The organism is Rhodobium gokarnense (assembly GCF_025961475.1).
In the GTDB taxonomy this organism is placed as follows: Bacteria; Pseudomonadota; Alphaproteobacteria; order Rhizobiales; family Rhodobiaceae; genus Rhodobium; species Rhodobium gokarnense.
Genome location: NZ_JAOQNS010000003.1, coordinates 482018 through 502662, shown reverse-complemented (window position 1 = coordinate 502662; position 20645 = coordinate 482018). Strand labels below are relative to the sequence as shown.

The 20645-nt window shown below is 65.7% G+C and carries 15 protein-coding genes; all 15 read left to right on the top strand.

Features of this window, described 5'->3' with window-relative positions; all coding sequences use genetic code 11:
* Positions 1-7: 7 nt before the first annotated feature.
* Positions 8-1087 (top strand): ABC transporter ATP-binding protein, encoded by a 1080-nt coding sequence (locus M2319_RS07525; protein WP_264600826.1) that lies wholly within the window; start codon positions 8-10, stop codon positions 1085-1087.
* Positions 1084-1950, top strand: coding sequence for a carbohydrate ABC transporter permease (locus M2319_RS07520; protein ID WP_264600825.1), 867 nt, complete (start codon positions 1084-1086; stop codon positions 1948-1950). Before M2319_RS07525 ends, M2319_RS07520 begins: the two co-directional genes overlap by 4 nt.
* Positions 1947-2747 (top strand): carbohydrate ABC transporter permease, encoded by an 801-nt coding sequence (locus tag M2319_RS07515; RefSeq protein WP_264600824.1) that lies wholly within the window; start codon positions 1947-1949, stop codon positions 2745-2747. The genes M2319_RS07520 and M2319_RS07515 overlap by 4 nt, the downstream gene beginning before the upstream one ends.
* Before the next feature lie 2 nt (positions 2748-2749).
* Positions 2750-3031, top strand: coding sequence for a DUF2160 domain-containing protein (locus M2319_RS07510; RefSeq protein WP_264600823.1), 282 nt, complete (start codon positions 2750-2752; stop codon positions 3029-3031).
* 153 nt (positions 3032-3184) lie between these two features.
* Positions 3185-4918, top strand: a complete 1734-nt coding sequence (locus M2319_RS07505) for an ABC transporter substrate-binding protein (protein ID WP_264600822.1) — start codon at positions 3185-3187, stop codon at positions 4916-4918.
* 114 nt (positions 4919-5032) lie between these two features.
* Positions 5033-6535: a glycerol kinase GlpK gene (gene glpK / locus M2319_RS07500; RefSeq protein ID WP_264600821.1), complete on the top strand. Its 1503-nt coding sequence runs from the start codon at positions 5033-5035 to the stop codon at positions 6533-6535.
* A gap of 89 nt (positions 6536-6624) precedes the next feature.
* Positions 6625-7884, top strand: coding sequence for a (Fe-S)-binding protein (locus tag M2319_RS07495; RefSeq protein ID WP_319801770.1), 1260 nt, complete (start codon positions 6625-6627; stop codon positions 7882-7884).
* 12 nt (positions 7885-7896) lie between these two features.
* Entirely contained in the window at positions 7897-9552 is a 1656-nt protein-coding gene (gene glpA, locus M2319_RS07490; RefSeq protein ID WP_264600820.1) for an anaerobic glycerol-3-phosphate dehydrogenase subunit A, read from the top strand.
* A gap of 2 nt (positions 9553-9554) precedes the next feature.
* Complete coding sequence (gene glpB / locus M2319_RS07485) at positions 9555-10856, top strand: glycerol-3-phosphate dehydrogenase subunit GlpB (RefSeq protein ID WP_264600819.1); 1302 nt, start codon at positions 9555-9557, stop codon at positions 10854-10856.
* Positions 10857-10919: 63 nt separating this feature from the next.
* Complete coding sequence (locus M2319_RS07480; RefSeq protein WP_264600818.1) at positions 10920-13697, top strand: cation-translocating P-type ATPase; 2778 nt, start codon at positions 10920-10922, stop codon at positions 13695-13697.
* Positions 13698-13830: 133 nt separating this feature from the next.
* Entirely contained in the window at positions 13831-14259 is a 429-nt protein-coding gene (locus M2319_RS07475) for a universal stress protein (protein ID WP_264600817.1), read from the top strand.
* A gap of 264 nt (positions 14260-14523) precedes the next feature.
* Positions 14524-16953 carry an ammonium transporter gene (amt, locus tag M2319_RS07470; RefSeq protein WP_264600816.1) on the top strand — a complete coding sequence of 810 codons (2430 nt, stop codon included), beginning with the start codon at positions 14524-14526 and terminating at the stop codon, positions 16951-16953.
* A 348-nt stretch (positions 16954-17301) separates the two neighbouring features.
* Entirely contained in the window at positions 17302-17718 is a 417-nt protein-coding gene (locus M2319_RS07465; protein WP_264600815.1) for a HutP family protein, read from the top strand.
* Between the two features lie 604 nt (positions 17719-18322).
* Positions 18323-19279, top strand: coding sequence for a triphosphoribosyl-dephospho-CoA synthase MdcB (gene mdcB / locus M2319_RS07460; RefSeq protein WP_264600814.1), 957 nt, complete (start codon positions 18323-18325; stop codon positions 19277-19279).
* Between the two features lie 138 nt (positions 19280-19417).
* Entirely contained in the window at positions 19418-20626 is a 1209-nt protein-coding gene (gene madB / locus M2319_RS07455; protein WP_264600813.1) for a Na+-transporting malonate decarboxylase, carboxybiotin decarboxylase subunit, read from the top strand.
* The last annotated feature ends 19 nt before the right edge of the window (positions 20627-20645 follow it).

The window sequence follows — 20645 nt, the reverse complement described above, 5'->3', positions numbered from 1 at the left end:
TTTTTTGATGGCCCGGATCGACCTCGACCACATTCGCCATTCCTATCTGCCGCATCCGAAGCGTGAGGAGGACTTCGCGCTGAAGGAGGTGCACCATTCCTGGCAGGATGGTGGCGCCTATGCGCTGCTGGGGCCCTCCGGCTGCGGCAAGACCACCCTTCTCAACATCATCTCAGGGCTCCTGGTCCCGACCGAGGGGCGGATCCTGTTCGACGGCAAGGACGTGACGGGGCTGGCGCCGGAGGCGCGCAACATCGCCCAGGTGTTCCAGTTCCCGGTCGTCTACGACACCATGTCGGTGTTCGACAATCTGGCGTTTCCCTTGCGCAATCGCGGCATGCGGCCGGCCGAAGTGACCAAGAAGGTCACCGAGATCATGGAGATGCTCGACCTTACCGCGATGGCCAAGCGCAAGGCGAGCGGGCTCACCGCCGACATGAAGCAGAAGATCTCGCTCGGCCGCGGCCTCGTGCGCTCCGACGTCAACGCGATCCTCTTCGACGAACCGCTGACGGTGATCGATCCGCACATGAAGTGGCAGCTCCGCTCGCAACTGAAGCTGCTGCACGACCGCTTCGCCCACACCATGGTCTATGTCACCCACGACCAGACCGAGGCGCTGACCTTCGCCGACACCGTCGTCGTCATGTATGAGGGCGAGATCGTCCAGATCGGCACGCCGGAAGAGCTGTTCGAGCGGCCGCGCCACACCTTCGTCGGCTATTTTATCGGCTCGCCGGGCATGAACGTCATGCCGGTCACGCTCGACGGCGCGGCGGCGCGGATCGGCGATCAGACGATCATGCTGGCGGATGCCCCGGCGCCGAAACCGGGCGCGCGCACCGAACTCGGCATCCGGCCGGAATATGTCCGGCTCGGCACGGAAGGCATGCCCGTTGCCATCACCAAGGTGGAGGATGTCGGGCGCCGCAAGATCGTCCACGCCGCCCTCGACGGCTCCGACATTGCCGTCATCGTCGGCGAGCACGACCCGATCCCGGGCGATCCCCACATCACCTTCGAGCCCGCCGGCATCAACATCTATGCCGACGACTGGGCGATCGTCAGCGGAGCGCGCCAGTCATGAACAAGACCTGGAACAATGGCGCCTGGTTCATGGTGCTGCCGGTGCTCCTGATCGTCGCGCTCAACGCCGTCGTGCCGCTGATGACGGTCGTCAACTATTCGGTCCAGGAGACCTTCGGCGACAATCTCTTCTTCTTTGAGGGCGCGCGCTGGTTCCGCGACGTGCTGGCCTCGGAGCGGTTCCACGCCTCGCTCGGCCGGCAGTTCGTCTTTACCGGGGTGATTCTGGCTATCGAAATCCCGCTCGGGGTTGCCATCGCGCTCGCCATGCCGCGCGGCGGCATCTGGGCCTCGGTCTGCCTCGTGCTGATGGCGCTGCCGCTCCTGATCCCGTGGAATGTGGTCGGGGCGATGTGGAACATCTTCGCGCTGCCCGACATCGGCCTCCTCGGCTACGGGCTCAACTGGCTCGGCTTCGACTACAACTTCACGCGCCAGCCGATGTCCGCCTGGTTCACCGTGGTGCTGATGGATGTCTGGCACTGGACGTCTCTGGTGGTGTTGCTCGCCTATGCCGGGCTCCGGTCCATCGACGATTCCTATTACCAGGCGGCGCGCATCGACGGCGCCTCGCGCTGGGCCGTGTTCCGTTTCATCCAGTTGCCGAAGCTGAAGCACGTGCTGACCATCGCGTTCCTGCTCCGCTTTATGGACAGCTTCATGATCTACACAGAGCCGTTCGTTCTGACCGGCGGCGGGCCCGGCAACACCACCACGTTTCTGTCCATCGATCTCGTCAAGGCGGCCCTCGGCGAGTTCAATCTCGGCATCGCGGCGGCGATGAGCCTCATCTACTTCCTGATGACGCTGCTCGTCTGCTGGCTGTTCTACACGCTGATGATGCAGGGGAGCGAAAAGTCATGACCCGCCTGCGCTGGTTGATCCCGACCGTCTACATCCTGTTCCTGATGCTGCCGATCTACTGGCTCTTGATCATGTCGTTCAAGACGACCAACGAGATCCTCGGCGGCTTCAGCGCCTGGCCGCAAAACTTCACGGTCGAGAGCTATGTGGAGATCTTCACAGATCCGACCTGGTACAACGGCTACATCAACTCCATCACCTATGTGCTGATCAACACGGTGATCTCGGTCGCCTTCGCGCTGCCGGCGGCCTATGCCTTCTCGCGCTACCGGTTCCTCGGCGACAAGCACCTGTTCTTCTGGCTCTTGACCAACCGGATGGCGCCGCCGGCGGTCTTCGCGCTGCCGTTCCTGCAGCTCTATTCGGCGATGGGCCTCTTCGACACGCACCTGGCCGTCGCGCTCTCCCACTGCCTCTTCAACATCCCGCTCGCGGTGTGGATCCTGGAAGGCTTCATGTCGGGGGTGCCCAAGGAGATCGACGAGACCGCCTATATCGACGGCTATTCGTTCCCGCGGTTCTTCGTGCGCATTTTCATGCCGCTGGTGGCCTCGGGCATCGGCGTCACCGCCTTCTTCTGCTTCATGTTCTCCTGGGTCGAGCTGCTGCTCGCCAAGACGCTGACGTCCGTTGAGGCAAAGCCGATCGCCGCCGTCATGACGCGGACGGCGTCGACGTCCGGCTACGAGCTCGGGCTGCTCGCCGCCGCCGGTGTCTTGACCATCATTCCGGGGGCGATCGTCATCTGGTTCGTGCGCAACTACATCGCCAAGGGCTTTGCCCTGGGGAGAGTCTGACGATGGATCTTTCCTGGATGGCCTGGACCTGGCAGACCGCGACCTTCTTCGTCGTCATCGCGCTGTTGCTCGTCGGCATGCGGGTCTGGGAGTGGGCCCGGCCAGGCTTTGCGCCGCGGCACGGCGTGCTCGGCCTCGACACCACGCGGGGCGACCGTCTGTTCATTTCACTTTTGAGTGCTGCATACATCCATCTTGGCTGGCTCGGTCTCACGACTGCGCCGCTGTGGTGGGCAACCGTATTATCAGTGGCATTTGCCGTGGCGGTCTTCCGCTGGGTCTGAGGCCACTGACCAGAGATCGACCTTGCGCCAGGGGCCGACCGGGGCCCGGGCGCAGGGGCGAAACCGGCGAGGCGAACCGGATTGGAAAAGCCGGACGCCGTCTCGTTCGACATGAAGGCCCCGAGAGGGCCGAAACATCGATGGGAGGACTACATGCGATTGAAACTACTGGCCACTGTCGCCGTCATCGGACTTGTGTCCGGGGCCGCGCCGGCCTTTGCCGGCATGGAAGAGGCGGAAAAATGGGTCAATGACGAGTTCCAGCCTTCGGTGCTCTCCAAGGACGAGCAGATGAAGGAAATGGAGTGGTTCATCAAAGCCGCCGAGCCCTACTCCGGCATGGAAATCAATGTGCTGTCGGAAGGCGTTCCGACTCACGAATACGAATCCAAGGTGCTGACCAAGGCGTTCGAGGAGATCACCGGCATCAAGGTCAACCACCAGATCCTCGGCGAGGGCGAGGTGGTGCAGGCGGTGCAGACGCAGATGCAGACGAACCGCAACCTCTACGACGCCTATGTCAACGACTCCGACCTCATCGGCACCCACTCCCGCCTGCAGCTCGCCGTCAACCTGACCGACTGGATGGCCGGCGAGGCCAAGGAGGTCACCAATCCGGGGCTCGACCTCGACGACTTCATGGGCATCAGCTTCACCACCGGTCCGGACGGCGACGTCTATCAGCTTCCCGACCAGCAGTTCGCCAACCTCTATTGGTTCCGCAAGGACTGGTTCGAGCGCGAGGACCTGAAGGAGAAGTTCAAGGCCAAATACGGCTACGAGCTCGGCGTGCCGGTCAACTGGTCGGCCTATGAGGACATCGCCGAATTCTTCTCCGAGGACGTCAAGGAAATCGATGGCGTCCGCATCTACGGCCACATGGACTACGGCAAGCGCGCGCCGGACCTCGGCTGGCGCATGACCGACGCCTGGCTGTCGATGGCCGGCACCGGCTCGCAGGGCGAACCGAACGGCCGCCCGATCGACGAGTGGGGCATCCGGATGGAGAAGGACTCCTGCAACCCGTCCGGCGCTTCGGTGTCGCGCGGCGGCGAGACCAACGGTCCGGCCTCCGTCTACGCCATCCGCAAGTGGGACGAATGGCTGCGCAAATATGCGCCTCCGGGTGCGGCCGACTACGACTTCTACCAGTCGCTGCCGGCGCTCAGCCAGGGCAACGTCGCCCAGCAGATCTTCTGGTACACCGCGTTCCTCGCCGACATGGTCAAGCCGCAGTCGGAAGGCAACAACACGGTGGACGCGGAGGGAACGCCCCTGTGGCGCGCCGCGCCGAGCCCGCACGGTCCCTACTGGAAGGACGGCCAGAAGATCGGCTACCAGGACGTGGGCTCCTGGACCATCCTGAAGTCGACCCCGACGGATCGCGCCAAGGCGGCCTGGCTCTATGCCCAGTTCGTCGTCTCCAAGACCGTCGACGTCCGCAAGAGCCATGTGGGCCTGACCTTCATCCGCGACTCCTCGATCCGGCACGAGAGCTTCACCGAACGCGCGCCGAAGCTCGGCGGCGTCGTGGAGTTCTACCGCTCGCCGGACCGCGTGCGCTGGTCGCCGACCGGCATCAACGTGCCGGATTACCCCAAGCTCGCGCAGCTCTGGTGGCAGAATATCGGTGATGTGAACTCGGGCACCTTCACGCCGCAGGAAGCCATGGATCGCCTCGCCGAACAGATGGAACAGGTGATGGCGCGCATGCAGGCGGCTGACGAACGCGCCAACGTCTATGGCGGTTGCGGCCCGCGGCTGAACGAGCCGAAGGACCCGTCCGAATGGCTCGGCAAGCCGGACGGCCCGAAGGCCAAGCTCGACAACGAGAAGCCGCAGGGCGAGACCATCGCCTATGAAGACCTGATCAAGCGCTGGCAGTAGGCCTTGCTTGTTCCGATGCTCTGAGGCAATCGCCCGCCGGGACGTTTTTTCGCCCCGGCGGGCATCCAGGAATCCGATATCATCGTTTTTGAATAGCATTTGCCGGAGGAAGAGATGTCCGGGCATATCCTTGCCATCGACCAGGGCACGACCTCGTCGCGGGCGATGGTCTTTGACGGCGCCATGAAGGTCGCGGGCGTCAGCCAGCAGGAATTCAAGCAGCATTTCCCGGCGTCGGGCTGGGTCGAGCACGACGCGGGCGAGATCTGGGAGACCGTCGTCGCCACATCGCGCAAGGCGCTCGACGCTGCCGGCATCACCGCTGCGGACGTGGCCGCGATCGGCATTGCCAACCAGCGCGAGACCGTCGTCGTCTGGGACCGGGAGACCGGTGCGCCGCTGCACCGGGCCATCGTCTGGCAGGACCGGCGCACCTCCGAATTCTGCCAGGGGCTGTTGGCGCGGGACCTGGAACCGACCTTTGCCGCAAAGACCGGGCTCCTGATTGATCCCTATTTCTCCGGCACCAAGCTCTCCTGGCTGCTCGAAAATGTCGAGGGCCTTCGCGCCAAGGCGGAGGCCGGAACGGTCTGTTTCGGCACGGTCGACAGCTGGGTCATCTACAATCTCACCGGCGGCAAGGAGCACGTGACCGACGCCACCAACGCCTCGCGCACGCTGCTCTACAACATCGACGACAATTGCTGGGACGAGGAGCTGTGCGGCATCCTCGACGTGCCGATGGCGATGCTGCCGGAGGTGAAGGATTCGGCGGACGATTTCGGCACGACCGTGCCGGAGCTGTTCGGCGGCGAGATCCCTATCCTCGGCGTTGCCGGCGACCAGCAGGCGGCGACCATCGGCAATGCCTGCTTCGAGCCGGGGATGCTGAAATCCACCTATGGCACCGGCTGCTTCGCCGTCCTCAATACCGGGCCGGAGCGGGTCGCCTCCAAGAACCGGCTGCTCACGACGATCGGCTATCGCCTCGACGGCCAGACGACCTATGCGCTGGAAGGCTCGATCTTCATTGCCGGCGCCGCCGTGCAATGGCTGCGCGACAGCCTCGGCATCATCGCGGAGGCCGCCGCCTCCGGCCCGCTCGCCGAGCAGGCAAGCCCCAAGGAGGCGGTCTATCTGGTGCCGGCCTTTACCGGCCTCGGCGCGCCGCACTGGGATGCCGATGCGCGCGGCGCCATGTTCGGCCTGACCCGCAATTCCGGGCCGGCGGAGTTTTCCCGCGCGGCGCTGGAATCCGTTGCCTTCCAGACGCTTGACCTCCTGGAAGCGATGAAGCGGGACTGGCAGGGCGCCTCGGACGACACCGTGCTCCGGGTCGACGGCGGCATGGTCGCCTCCGACTGGACCATGCAGCGGCTCGCCGACATCCTCGCCGCCCCCGTCGACCGGCCGTCGATCCTTGAGACGACCGCGGTCGGCGCGGCCTGGCTCGCCGGCTTCAGGGCCGGGGTCTGGCCGGACATGGAGGGTTTTTCGAAGGCCTGGGTCCGCGACCGGCGTTTCGAGCCGCAGATGGACGAGGATGAACGGCAGGTGCGGATCGCCGGCTGGCGCGACGCGGTCAGCCGGACGCTCACCAAGCACCGTCCCGCCTGACGGCGGGGCAGACCGGACCGGCCGCGAAAAAGGCCGGCTGAGAACGACGCAAGGAGGGACACGTGCCGGGTGCATCCGCGGCCGCAGTCATGCCCGTCATCGACTTCAAGGCGAAGGCCGACGCGCTTTTGCCCGACGGGGCGAGCTACGATTCCTGCCTTGCCTGCGGGCTCTGCTCGTCGGGCTGCCCGGCCTCCGGGCTGGAGGGCATGGACCCGCGGCGCTTCATCCGCATGGCGGTGCTCGGGCTCAACGAGGAGCTTTCCAACACCCCGTGGATCTGGACCTGCACCCAATGCAAGCGCTGCGCCCATGTCTGCCCGATGAATATCGACGTCTCGGTGCTGGTCGGGCTGGCGCGGGGCCTCTGGCCCCAGGAAAAAAAACCGAGCGGCATCGTGCGCTCCTGCGAGGCGCAGATGCGCTCCGACAGCACCAGCGCCATGGGCGTGATGCCGGAGGATTTCGTTGAGATCGTCGAGGAGACGCTGGAGGAAATCCGCGCCTCCGACCCGCGCTTCGCCAACCTTCAGGCGCCCGTCGACAGGCAAGGCGCGCATTTCTTCATCAACCAGAACTCCCGCGAGCCGGCGGTAGAGCCCGAAGAGATGGGCCCACTCTGGAAGGTGCTCGACTATGTGGGCGCCGACTGGACCTACTCGTCCTCCGGCTGGGCGGCGGAGAATTTCTGCATGTTCACCGGCGACGACGCGGCCTGGCGGGCGATGGTGGAAAAGCGGGTCGAGGCGATCAACCGGCTCGGCTGCAAGGTGTGGATCAACACCGAATGCGGCCATTCCTTCTACACGCTCTGGAAGGGTGTTGAACGCTTCGGATTGCAGGCGAATTTCGAGCCGGCGAGCCTTGTCACCTACTACGCGAAGTGGATCCGGGAGGGAAAGCTGCCGGTCAACTCCGACTGGAACACCAGGGGGCTGAAATTCACCCTCCAGGATCCCTGTCAGCTCATTCGCAAGTCGATCGGCGATCCGGCGGCCGACGATCTGCGCTTCGTGGTCAAGACGCTCGTTGGTGAGGAAAACTTCATCGACATGCAGCCCAACCGCAACGCCAATTACTGTTGCGGCGGCGGTGGCGGCTTTTTGCAGGCCGGCATGAACGAGCAGCGGCGCGCCTATGGCAAGCGCAAATACGACCAGATCATCGCCACCGATGCGTCCTATGTGATGACGCCCTGCCACAACTGCCATTCGCAGATGGAGGACCTCGGCCATCACTATGGCGGCACCTACCACGTCGTCCATTTCTGGACCCTGATCTGCCTGTCGCTGGGCCTCCTTGCCGACACTGAGCGCAAATATCTCGGACCTGAGCTGCAAGACATTTAGCCGGGAAAGCACATGCCTCCATCGAATTCCCGTCCCGCCATCTCCCGTCCGCCACACGGAACCAGGACCCTGGAAACCGAGGTGCTCGTCATCGGCGGCGGGGTCACCGGGACGGGCATCATGCGCGACCTGGCGCTGCGCGGCATTTTCTCGATTCTGGTCGACAAGCGCGACCTCAATGCGGGCGCGTCCGGCGGCAATCACGGGCTCCTGCACAGCGGCGGGCGCTACGCGGCGAACGACACGGAGACGGCGCGCGAATGCATGGCGGAAGGCGATATCCTGAAGCGCATCGCGCCGGAATGCATCGACGAATGCGGCGGTCTCTTCGTCGCCGTGGAGGGCGACGACCCGGACTTCGCAGAAAGCTTTGCCGGCTATTGTTCTGCCGCCGGCATCCCGTCGGAGGCGCTTTCGCCTGCCGAGGCGCGGGAGCTGGAACCGGTGCTGTCGGACAAAACCTTTGCCGCCTATACGGTGCCGGACGCGACCATCGATCCGTTCCGGATCACGCTGGAACAGGTCAACCAGGCGAGCGATGTTGCCGGCAGCCGCTTCCTGCCGCACACGGAGGTGATCGGCTTCGCGATGCGCGACGGAGAGATCCTCGGCGCCTCCTGCCGCGACAACCGGACCGGCGAGATGTTCGCGATCCGCGCCCGGCAATATGTCAACGCGGCCGGCGCCTGGGCGATGGAGATCGCGCGGCTTGCCGGCTGCGACAGCGTCCGCCTGATCTATGCCAAGGGCACCCTCGTGATCTCCAATTCCCGGATGGCGACACGCGTCATCAACCGCCTCCGGCTACCTGGCGACGGCGATATTCTCGTCCCGGGCGGCACGGTCTCCATGCTCGGCACGACGTCGGACAGGGTGACCGAGCTGGAAAACCTGCGCCCGACCGTCGACGAGGTCGACCGCAATCTGGCCGAGGGCATCGCCATGGTGCCGGGCCTGGCGACGGCGCGCTTCATCCGCGCCTTTTCCGGCGTGCGGCCGCTGCTTATGGCGGCCGACAGCGGCGCCGACGGGCGAAAGGCGAGCCGTGGCTTTTCACTCTTCGACCACAAGGATGAGGGGCTTTCGAACTTTGCTACCGTCACCGGCGGCAAGCTCACCACGTTCCGGCTGATGGCAGAGAAAACCTGCGATCTTGTCGCGTCCCGGCTCGGCAACACCAGTCCCTGCCGTACGGCTGAGGAGCGGTTGCCGGTCGGCGATGCGCTACGCTGGACGACGCCGGGCTTTGCCGCCCGGTACTGGTATTCCCGCAAGGACCCAACGGACGCCATCCTTTGCGAATGCGAGATGGTGCCGAAATCGGCCGTCGATTCCATCGTCGACGAGGCCCCCGGTGCGGAAGACGAGATGACGCTGCGCGCCATCGCGGTCCGCAGCCGGGTCGGCAAGGGTTCCTGCCAGGGCTCCTTCTGCGGCATCCGCGTCTCCTCCTATCTCTACGACCGCGGCATCTACAGATCGCCGGCCGGCCTCGGCCACATGCGCGATTTCTTTGCCGAACGCTACAAGGGCATCCTGCCGGTGCTCTGGGGCAAGGAACTGCCCCAGGCCGAACTCGCCGAAACGCTCCATTGCGGGCTGATGGGCCTCGACCTTGCCGAGCCGGCGACAGTGGCCGATGACGAGACGGACGGCGGGGCGGCCTGACCATGGAGTTCACCCAGAACCGCAGTTACTCGACCAGGCTTGCCGTCATCGGCTCTGGCCTTGCCGGCTTTTCCGCCAGCATCTTTGCCCTCGACCGGGGCATCACTCCCTACCAGATCGGCAATACCGGCCCGCTCGCCTACACCACCGGCTATTTCGACCTCCTCGGATACCTCGACGGCGCAGCGCTCGCCGATCCATGGGCCGGCATTGCGCGCCTTCGTGCGGAGGCGCCGGAGCACCCGCTGGCGCGCGTCTCCGACGCGGACGTCCGGGCTGCCTTTTCCCGCTTCTGTGCGGCCGTGACGGAGATGGGGATTTCCTACACGCTTTCGGGCGGCGAAAACCTTCGCGCGCTGCTGCCGGCCGGGCTGTCGAAGCCGACGCTTTCCGTCCCGGCGACGATGATCGCCGGCGTCGAGGCGCTAGCTGCGCGCGAGCCGGCGCTGGTCGTCGATTTCGTCGGCCTGCCGGGTTTCAGCGCCCGGGAGTTCGCCGCCAATTTCAAGTCCATCTGGCCAACCCTCGAATTCGCCCGGCTCGGCTTTCCGGAGATGGAGACCGGCGCGGAGGTCTATCCGGAGGTGATGGCCCGCGCGCTGGAAGTGCCGGCGCACCGGGAGGCGCTTGCCGAGCGCATTCGCGGCGCCGTGCGCGAGGCCGGCGAGGTCGCCTTTGTCGGCCTTCCCGCCATCCTCGGCGTGCACGCGCCCGACAGGGTGCACAAGGAGATGGAGCGGCTTGTCGGCCTGCCGATCTTCGAGATCCCGACCATGCCGCCGGCCGTGCCGGGGCTGCGGCTCCGGGAACTTTTCGAGCAGGTCCTGCCGGAGCGCGGGCTGGTCCTGGCGCCGCACCGCAAGGTCGAGCGACTCGAGCTGCGCGACGGCGGCGCCATCCTCCATTTCACCGACAATTTCGGAGAGGTCACGGTCGAGGCCGAGGCGGTGATCCTTGCCACCGGGCGGTTCCTCTCCGGCGGGCTTGCGGCCGAGCGGGGCGGCATCCGCGAGACGCTGCTCGACCTTCCCGTGGAGCAGCCGGAGACGCGGGCCGACTGGTACCGCGAGGACTATTTCGATCCGCGCGGCCACGCCATCAACCGGGCCGGGCTCCTCGTCGACGATGCGTTCCGGGTGCTCGGGCCGGATGGCGGGCCCGTCAGCTCTCGGCTCTTTGCTGCCGGTGCCGTGCTCGCTCGCCAGGACTGGGTGCGCCAGCGCTGCGGCGCCGGCATCGCGCTCGCCACCGCCTTTCGCGCCGTTGAAGAGGCCGCCGCGCTGTTGGAAGAGCGCGTCGGGTAGCAGCGGCAGCATCGTCGCAGCCCCCTTGTGAGCCATCCTGCCGAGCGCCATCCTCAAGGGGCCATGACCGCGCACCAGGGGTCTGCCGACAGCTCCGAAAACCATGATCCGCCGACGCCGGAAACGGTCGCCGGAAAGGTCTGGCACATGCTGCCGCGGCGCGAGGTTCTGGAGCTTTTGCAGACGCGGCCCTCCGGGCTCCATGCCGATGAAGTGGCGGCACGGCGCGCGGCCTTCGGGGCCAACACCCTGCCGCAGAAGGGCCGCACGCCGCTCCTCGTTGTCTATCTGCGCCAGTTCAAGAACCCGCTGATCTATCTGCTGCTTGCGGCCACCGTCGTCTCGGTCGCGGTCGCCGAATGGGCCGATGCGATCTTCATCTTCGTCGTCATCCAGATGAACGCGGTGATCGGCGGGGTGCAGGAGGCGCGGGCCGAGGCGAGCGCCGATGCCCTTCGCCATCTCGTCCAGAACGTCGCCGAGGTGGTGCGCGTCGGCCGGCGGGTGCGCGTCGATGCCGCCGATCTCGTGCCCGGCGACATCGTGCGGCTGGAGTCGGGGACGTCGGTGCCGGCGGACCTGCGCATCTTTTCGCTCACCGAACTCAGCGTCGACGAATCCCTCCTCACCGGAGAATCGACGCCGGTGGATAAGACGCCGGAGGCCATGGCGCGGGACAGCGCACCGCTCGGCGACCGGCGCAACATGCTGTTTGCCGGCGCGACGGTCCTGTCCGGCCGGGTCACCGGCGTCGTCACGGCAACGGGGATGCAAACGGAGATCGGCCGCATCGCGGCGGCACTGGAAGCCGGCGACATGCCGGCGCCGCCGCTGGTCGCCGGCCTGAAGCGCTTCGGCGACGTCATCGGCGTTGCGACCCTCGTCCTTATTGCCGTCATCGGCACGGTGCAGTTCCTGCAGGGCCTGCCGCTGGTCACGGTGTTCCTCGTTGCCGTCGCGCTCGCCGTGGCGGCGATCCCGGAGGGCCTGCCGGTGGCCATCACCATCGCGCTGGCGATCGCCACCGGGCGGATGGCAAAGCGCAACGTCATCGTCCGGGCGCTGCCCGCCGTCGAAGGGCTCGGCTCCTGCACGCTGATCGCCAGCGACAAGACCGGGACGCTCACCTGCAACGAACTGACGGTCAAACGGGTGCAGCTCTTTGCGGGCGGCATGCCAGGACCGGTGCTGCGCATCGGCGGCGAAGGGTTTTCCCTCGATGGGACTGTCGATGTCGCGGATGGTGCGGGCGTACGAGATCTGAGCGAGGCCGAGCGCGCCGGGCTTCGGGAGCTTGCAGCCGCCGGCGCGCTTTGCAATGAGGCGAGCCTCAGCATCGCGGACGAAAAGACAGAGGTGGTCGGCGACACGGTCGATGTCGCCTTCCTGGTGCTTGCCGAAAAACTCGGGCTTTGCCGGGCGGACCTTGCGGCGGAGAGGCCGGAACTGACGCTGATTCCTTACGAGCCACAGCAGCGCTACGGCGCGATCTTCACGCAAGGAGCGGCGAACGACGAGGCCGTCGTCCACGTCAAGGGCGCGGCGGAGGTCGTGCTTGCCATGTGTGCCGGCGTCGACACGGATGCGGCGCTTGCGGCGGCCGACAGGATGGCCGCGGATGGCTACCGGGTGCTCGCCGTTGCCGGCGGCACGGTGCCGGCGGAAGGCGCCGAACATGGCGGTCGCGCGGCGCTGCGCGGCCTCACTTTCCTGGGCCTCGTCGGGTTGATCGATCCGGTGCGCCCGGAGGTGCCGGCGGCCGTTACCGCCTGCCGGGAGGCCGGCATCGACGTGCGCATGATCACCGGCGATCACCCGGCAACGGCGCTGGCGATCGCCCGCGACCTTGGCATCGCCTCCGAGGCGGGCGAGGTGATCACCGGCCGCCAGCTTGCCGCATGCGGCGACGGCGGCGCGGACTTCGACGCGCTGGTCAACCGGACGCGGGTCTTTGCCCGCATCGAGCCGGTGCAAAAACTCGCCATCGTCAAGGCGCTGCAGCGCGGCGGCCACGTGGTGGCGGTCAGCGGCGACGGGGTCAACGATGCGCCGGCGCTGTCGGCCGGCGACATCGGCGTTGCCATGGGCCGCGGCGGCACCGATGCGGCGCGCGAGGCGTCGGACCTCGTCCTTGCCGACGACAATTTCGCCTCGATCGTCGCCGGGGTGGAGGAAGGCCGCATCGCCTACGACAATGTGCGCAAGCTGGTCTTCCTCCTCATCACCACCGGCCTTGGCGAGATCGTCCTCTTCCTCTTTGCCATCCTCGCCGGCCTGCCGCCGCCACTCTTTGCCGTGCAGCTCCTCTGGCTCAACCTCGTCACCAACGGCATCCAGGATGTGGCGCTCGCCTTCGAGCGCGGCGAGCCGGGTGTGTTGAAACGCAAGCCGCGGCCGCCGGGCGAGCGGCTGTTCGAGAAACGCATGATCACCCAGGTGGCGGTCTCCGGCGTCGTCATGGGCGGCATCGCCTTCGGTTTCTATGCCGTCCTGCTGTCGTGGGGTGTCGGCGAATTCGAGGCGCGCAACCTGCTGCTCCTGCTGATGGTGCTGTTTGAAAACGTCCACGCCCTCAATGCGCGGTCCGAGACCCGCTCCATCCTCTCCGTGCCCTTTGCGGCCAACCCGTTCCTGATCCTTGCGATCGTCGGGGCGCAGGGGCTGCACATCGCGGTGATGCACGTGCCGGTCCTTGCCGACGTGTTGCAGGTGGCGCCGATCTCCTGGGAGAACTGGGCGCTGGTGGCGCTGCTTGCCGTCTCGCTTGTGCTCGTCGTGGAAGCCCTGAAACTGCTGCGGCGCCTTGGCGAAAAGAACTCCCGCTTCCACATGTCCCATTGAAGACGGCGCGCGCCGACTACAGGTCAATCCTTGAGGACGGCCAGACCGCCTGTCCCCGGATATTCGCGGGACCATGATTGGCAAGAGCGCCGCGGCGCGGCAAACTGGCCCCCGCAGAAAAGGGGAGATAACGATGACAAAGACAATCCTCATTCCCGTCGACATTTCGCAGATGGACGCCGCAAAGGCGGCGCTGCGCTTTGCCCGCCAGACGCTCAATCTCGGCGAGGCACGCTGCGTGATCCTCAACGTGATGCCGCAGATCCCGGCCTACATCACCGCCGAACTGCCCGGCGAACTGGTCGGGCGGACGCGGGACGATACGGCCAATACCCTGTCCTCGCTCGCCATGGGCGAGGGGCTTCGCGACTTCCAGACGGTGGTGCGCGACGGCCATGCCGGCCGCGAGATCCTCGACGTCGCCGCGGAGCTGAAACCCGACCTCATCCTGATGTCGTCCCACGACCCGGGGCTCGCCGACTACTTCCTCGGCTCCGTCGCCGCCTATGTGGTCCGGCACGCCCACACCTCCGTGCTGATCGTGCGCCAGCCCGTGAAGTAGGGCGGCTCGCTGGCCCCACTGGGGGCGGCGTCGTCACGGGAATTCGAGACTGTCCGCAAGAGTTTACGCCCGGCCGCTGCGGATTGCGGCCGGGAGAGAGCTGTGCTGTCCGGCGCGTTGCGGCGGGCCGTGACCGTTGCGGTAAAAATATACCGGAAATAATGATACGATCATCGCATAGTCCGGGAACGATTTGTAAACCATTCCACGAGAAATCATTACTTCGGTCCAATACCTTCCTTGATCTTTTTTCCGGTGCGACCGATGCGGATTTTCCTCAGTGCTATTTCAGTCCTGTTGTTTGCCGGTGGCGGCGTCCTGGCGGCGGAGCCGGACGGTCTGGCGGCAAGGGTGGCGGCGCTGGAGGCCGCGCTGGAAGTCCAGCAGACCAACGCCAACCATGTCTGGACGCTGACGGCGGCGGCCCTCGTGCTCCTCATGCAGATCGGCTTCCTGTTCCTGGAAGCCGGCATGGTGCGGTCCAAGAACGCGATCAACGTCGCCCAGAAGAACGTCACCGATTTCTTCCTCTCCGTCGCGCTGTTCTACCTGATTGGCTTTTCCGTCATGTTCGGGCCGTCGATCGGCTTCGTCGGCATGCCGACGACGGTCGCCTTCTTCGAGGGGCTCGACGCCTGGACCTACACCTTCTTCGTGTTCCAGGCGGTCTTCGTCGGCACCGCGGCGACGATCGTCTCCGGCGCGGTCGCGGAACGGATGAAGTTCTCCGGCTATCTGGCGATGACCGGCGTCGTGGCGCTGGTCATCTATCCGGTGTTCGGCCATTGGGCCTGGGGCAATCTCCTGATCACCGACAACGCGCCGTGGCTGGCTGCCGCCGGCTTCATCGATTTCGCCGGCTCCACGGTCGTCCATTCGGTCGGCGGCTGGACCGGCCTTGCCGGCATCATCGTGCTGGGCGCCCGGCTCGGGCGCTTCGACGAGACCGGCAAGCCGCGCACCATCCACGGCCACTCCATGGTGCTGACCGCATCGGGCGCCCTCATCCTGCTGGTCGGCTGGATCGGCTTCAACGGCGGCTCGACGACGGCGGCCTCGACCGACATCGCGCGCATCGTCGCCAACACGGTGATTGCCGCGGCGACCGGCGGCGTCGTCGGCCTCGTTCTCGGGCGCTGGCACGACGGCAACTACATCCCCGCGCGTTCCATCAACGGCATGCTCGCCGGCCTTGTCGGCATCACCGCCGGCTGCGCCGTGGTCGATGCCCATGGCGCGATGGCGATCGGCGCACTCACCGCGGTGCTGGTGCTGCTCGCGGAAGAAGCCATCTTGCGCATCCTGAAGCTGGACGACGTCGTCGGCGCGGTCGCGGTGCACGGCGTTGGCGGCGCGCTCGGTACGCTGTTCGCCGCCGTCTTTGCGCTCGACGCCTATCTCGTTCCGGGCGGGCGGATGGCGCAGATCCTGGTGCAGCTCGAAGGCATTGCCGCCTGTTTCGCCTGGTCCTTCACCTTCGCCTTCCTGGTGTTCAAGGCCGTCGACATGACGATGGGCCTCAGGGTCTCCGCGGAGGAGGAAATCCAGGGCCTCAACGCGGCCGAGCACGGCGCCAGCCTCGGCACCGGCGCGCTGCAGGAAGTGCTCCACAAGATGACCCGGGTCGACCGCGACCTGACCCATCGGCTCGACGACACGACCGGCGACGAGACGGCCGAGATCGCCCAGATCCTCAATCCGTTCCTCGACGAGATCCAGGTGCTGGTCGCCGACATTTCCCGCCAGGCGAACGCCGTGACGGAGACCTCCCGGTCACTCGCCGGGGTCTCGCACGGCTTCGTCGACGGCGCGGAAAAGGTCACCGACGGCACCACCTCGATGTCGGACCAGTCGACGGCGCTCGCCGGCCGCACCACCAATGTGGTGGCGATCACCGAGGAGATGCGGGTGGAGTCCGGCCGGGTCGCCAGCGCGACGCGGGCGATGTCGGACGACATAAGGGCCGTGGCGGACACCATCGGTGCCCTTGCCGGGTCGGTGCGGGAAATTTCCGGCTCGGCCGGCGAGGCGCGCGAGGTGGCGGCCAAGGCCAACAGCCTCGCCGACAGCGCCCAGACGACCATGAACAGCCTCGTCGAAATGTCGAGCCAGATCGAGGAGATGGTCTCGCTGATCGATGCCGTGTCCTCGCAGACCAACCTCCTTGCCCTCAACGCCACCATCGAGGCCGCGCGGGCCGGGGAGGCGGGCCGCGGCTTTGCCATCGTCGCCAGCGAGGTCAAGGCGCTCGCCCACCAGACCCAGACGGCGACGGAGGAGATCCGCTCGCGCGTCGAGACGATGCGGTCCGGCTCCGACCGGGCGCGGCTCTCTATCGACGAGGTGCGCGAGATCATCGAGGTGATGAACGCAACCATGGGCACGATCGCCGATGCGGCACGGTCCCATGTGGACGAGGCCGGCGAAGCGGCGCGGCGCACCGCGGATGTGACCGGACAGGTCAATGCCGTGCTCGGCGGCGTCGAGGGCATCGTCGCCAATGTCGGGCGCATCGCCGAATTCGCCCATGACGTCTCCGACAGCGCGGAACGGTCCACGGAACATGCCCGGCTCCTGCAGAGCGAAGCGACCGCCAGCCTCGGCGGGGCCCGCTCCGTCAAGACGGCGGCCGAGGACCTCGGCGGCGTCGCGGCGCGGCTGAAGACGGCCGTGGAAGCCTACAAGGTGGGCTGACCGCACACCCCGGCGACGGCGAGGCCGTATCCGCGAACCGAAAACCGGCGGCGGCGAAAAGCGGCATTCCGCTTTCGCCGTCGCGGCGGTGCGGCTCGGGTGAGAAGACGCGTCAAAACAACCGGCTAGAAACTTTCCGGCGATTCAGCGGTCGCGACGAAGGCGTCGGCCCCGGCGGCCGGCCGGAGTTCACGTCTGTCGCGTGCGGTGCCGGTACCCTAGATAAAAGTTGAACCATTGGCTTGTTAATGGCTGAGGCTCGGACTATTTTGTGCGCCGCCTTTGGGGGACAGACATAACAAAAACCAAGACAAAGGCGAGGGAGGGTACCAGGAAAGAACATGAAAAATGGATATCAACCCTGACCGCATCGGTAAAGTTGCGATCATGGCTGCAATCAGCAGTCGTGAAGAAGAAGATCTATTCAAGGATTACATATACCAAAACACCCACCTCAGGATCGGCGTCACGTTCGTCAGCGGGATTCGGACAGACGTCGTCAAGAGCTTCATCAAGTCGCTGGTCGCCTGCGCCCTGCAGAGCAAGGTCATCCGGCATCGCTCCAACGAGATCCACGGCGTCATCCACGCCGGCCTGGAATGCCTCAACGGCGTCAGTTCCCATGTGGCGGCGGAATCCAGCATGAAGCTCAAGATTGCCATGGTCAGCGACGGCCGCTGGATCGCGATTGCGGCGCATGGCGAGTCGGCCTTCCATCCGGAAACCAACCACGAGCGGATGGGCTTCGGGGTCATGCATCTCTAGGTCGGTGCTGCACTGCACGCGCCGGGCCGCCGGACACCGTCCGATGCGGCCTGGAATCCGTTGATATCCCGCCGGAAATTCACGCCCGAAACGGGGGCCTCGCCGGCCCCTGGTGACGACCAAGACCCAGGCCCGTTTTTGGCCTTGAAAAGGGTTTGGCGGAAACCCGCCGATGCAATCGGTTTCATTTTCCTTCGTTATTTATGAAGTATGCATATATCGGTTCAAGTGATTGGAATCTAAGGATTAGACGGGTGCCTCTGGGGTGGATTGACGCATCGCAATGTCCGGGCTGGACTGCGGCCAAAGTCTGTACTACTAATGTCGCATCGCTACGGGGTTGACCGCCTCGGAAATGCCACCGCAGCGATACCTAGCTCTGCTTGCAGGGCGTGTGATCTAGTGAGGGACGATAGTCGTCGGATCCTCCTGACGACGTGGTCCTACAACCTTCGACACCACGTGATTCAGTGCTTTCGTGCTGGTGAACCCATGACGGTCTTTCCGACCGGCCCGTGCCTTTGCGCACGACCGACTGGAAGCTCCGCCGTGGCGCGACGCTGCGACCGCAGCGTTCCGCCATCAATGGTTCGGGCATCAACCCATGAATCACGCTGTACGGCATATCGGTCTGGACCAGACCCCTGATGTTTGGCCGGAATCGGCCGCCTGGTTCATCGGTAGCGCGTTTCTCACCGGAACTCTCCTCGAACTCTCCACGCATCCCAAGCCGGGTCTCGTGACGCCGCGTTCCAACGGCGCCCATCGGGACATGAACCTGCAGACCTTCATGGTCTCGTCGGCGGCGATCGCGCCCTGCCTCTATCAGTGCGCGCAAGCCGGGCTGGCCCATTTCGGTGCCGAACAGGCGCTGCTTCCCGTCATCCGCGGGATCGGGTCACGCTACGAGCGGCGTCTCCTGGCGGCGACGAACGGGATCAATACCCAGCGTGGACTGCTGTTCTCGGCCGGCATCCTGTCGGGTGTCGCGGGACTGGTGATGCGCGATCGGCCACTTGCCGACGCGGACGAGCTGTTCGACCTGACGGCATCCATGACCCAAGGGCTTTGCCAACGCGAACTCGGAACGCTGGGCGATGAGGACCCCAAGACGGCCGGCGAGAAACTCTTTCGCCGGTACGGTGTCCTCGGCATCCGCGGAGAGGTCGAAGCGGGCTTTCCAACTGTCCGCGCCGCCGGCCTTCCGGCGCTGCGATCGGCCCGGGAACGGGCCGCATCCCTGCCGACCCTGCTCCTCCACACATTGATTTCGCTGATGTCGACGACCGAAGACACCACCGTCCTGTGGCGCGGTGGCCTCTCGGCACTCGACTTCGTCCGGGAGGCGGCACGCCGCATCCTCGATCTCGGCGGGGCGATGAGTGACGAGGGCATGGCCGCCATCGCCGCGCTCGATGCCGAATGCATCGCCCGCAACATCAGTCCCGGCGGATCAGCCGATCTGCTGGCCATCACCGTCGGCGTCGATGCCCTCCTCGGCGGGCATCTGCCGTCACCGATAGCCGTCGTCCACACGCCCGACGGCGCTCCAGCCCTTTGAGGTCGACATGAACATCATAGTCTACGCAGGGTTAGCGTATCTGATTACTGCAGCGATCGCGTTTCTTGTTATCGCGGTCATCGTCGGAATTTCCAAATTCCTCTCCACACCTTCCGATGCATGACGGGATGAACCAAGATGTTTGAGCAACTCTTCAGTATCTTTCCCGGCATCGGGACCCTCTTCATCCAGGATCCGGTCATCGCGATCGCCCGCATCGCCTTCATCGGCCTCGGCTTCTGCCTTGCCTATCTCGGCTTCAAGCGCACGCTCGAACCGCTGATCATGGTCCCCATGGGCCTCGGCATGATGGCGGTGAACGCCGGCGTCATGGTGCTGGAAGCCGGCAAGATCGGCACCCTCGTGATCGCGCCGATGGTCTCGGAGCCGAACGCGCTGATCGACATCATGCAGATCAACTTCCTGCAGCCGATCTACAACTTCACCTTCGTCAACTCGCTGGTCGCGTGCCTGTTGTTCATGGGCATCGGCACGATGGCGGACATCTCGTTCATCCTGGCACGGCCCTGGGCCTCGATCACCGTGGCGGTGTGCGCGGAGCTCGGCACCTTCGTGACGCTGGTCATCGGCTACTATATGGGCCTGACCCCGTCGCAGGCGGCCGCCGTCGGCACGATCGGCGGCGCCGACGGCCCGATGGTCCTGTTCGGCTCGCTGATCATGGCCAAGGAGCTGTTCGTCCCGATCTCGATCATCGCCTATCTCTACCTGTCGCTGACCTATGCCGGCTATCCGTACATCGTGCGCTGGCTGATCAAGGAAGAATATCGCGGGATCGAGGTCGACTTCGACTTCCCGGACGTGTCGCTGAAGGCCAAGTTCATCTTCACCTGCGTCGCCGCTGGCCTGCTGTGCCTGCTGCTGCCGGTCGCGACCCCGCTGATCCTGTCCTTCTTCCTCGGCGTCGCCATCAAGGAAGCGGAGATCGAGCCCTACCAGAAGCTGCTTGAGCACACCATCACCTACGGCTCGACCCTGTTCCTGGGCCTGGTCCTCGGCGTCCTGTGCGAAGCCGGCACCCTGCTCGACCCGCGCGTCGGTCTCCTCGTCGTCCTCGGCATCACGGCGCTTGCCGTGTCCGCCCTCGGCGGCATCGGCGGCGGCTGGCTGGTGTGGTGGCTGTCGAAGGGCAACTACAACCCGGTGATCGGCATTGCGGGCGTCTCCTGCATGCCCTCCACCGCCAAGATCGCGCAGCGCGAGGCGTTCGCCGCCAGCCCCTACGCGATGATCATGCCGCTCGCGATGGGCGCCTCGATCTGTGGCGTCATCGTCTCCGCGATCGCCGTCGGCGTCTTCGCCTCGACGATCGGCCTCGTGCAGTAGAGCTCCCCAGGTAGAAGGC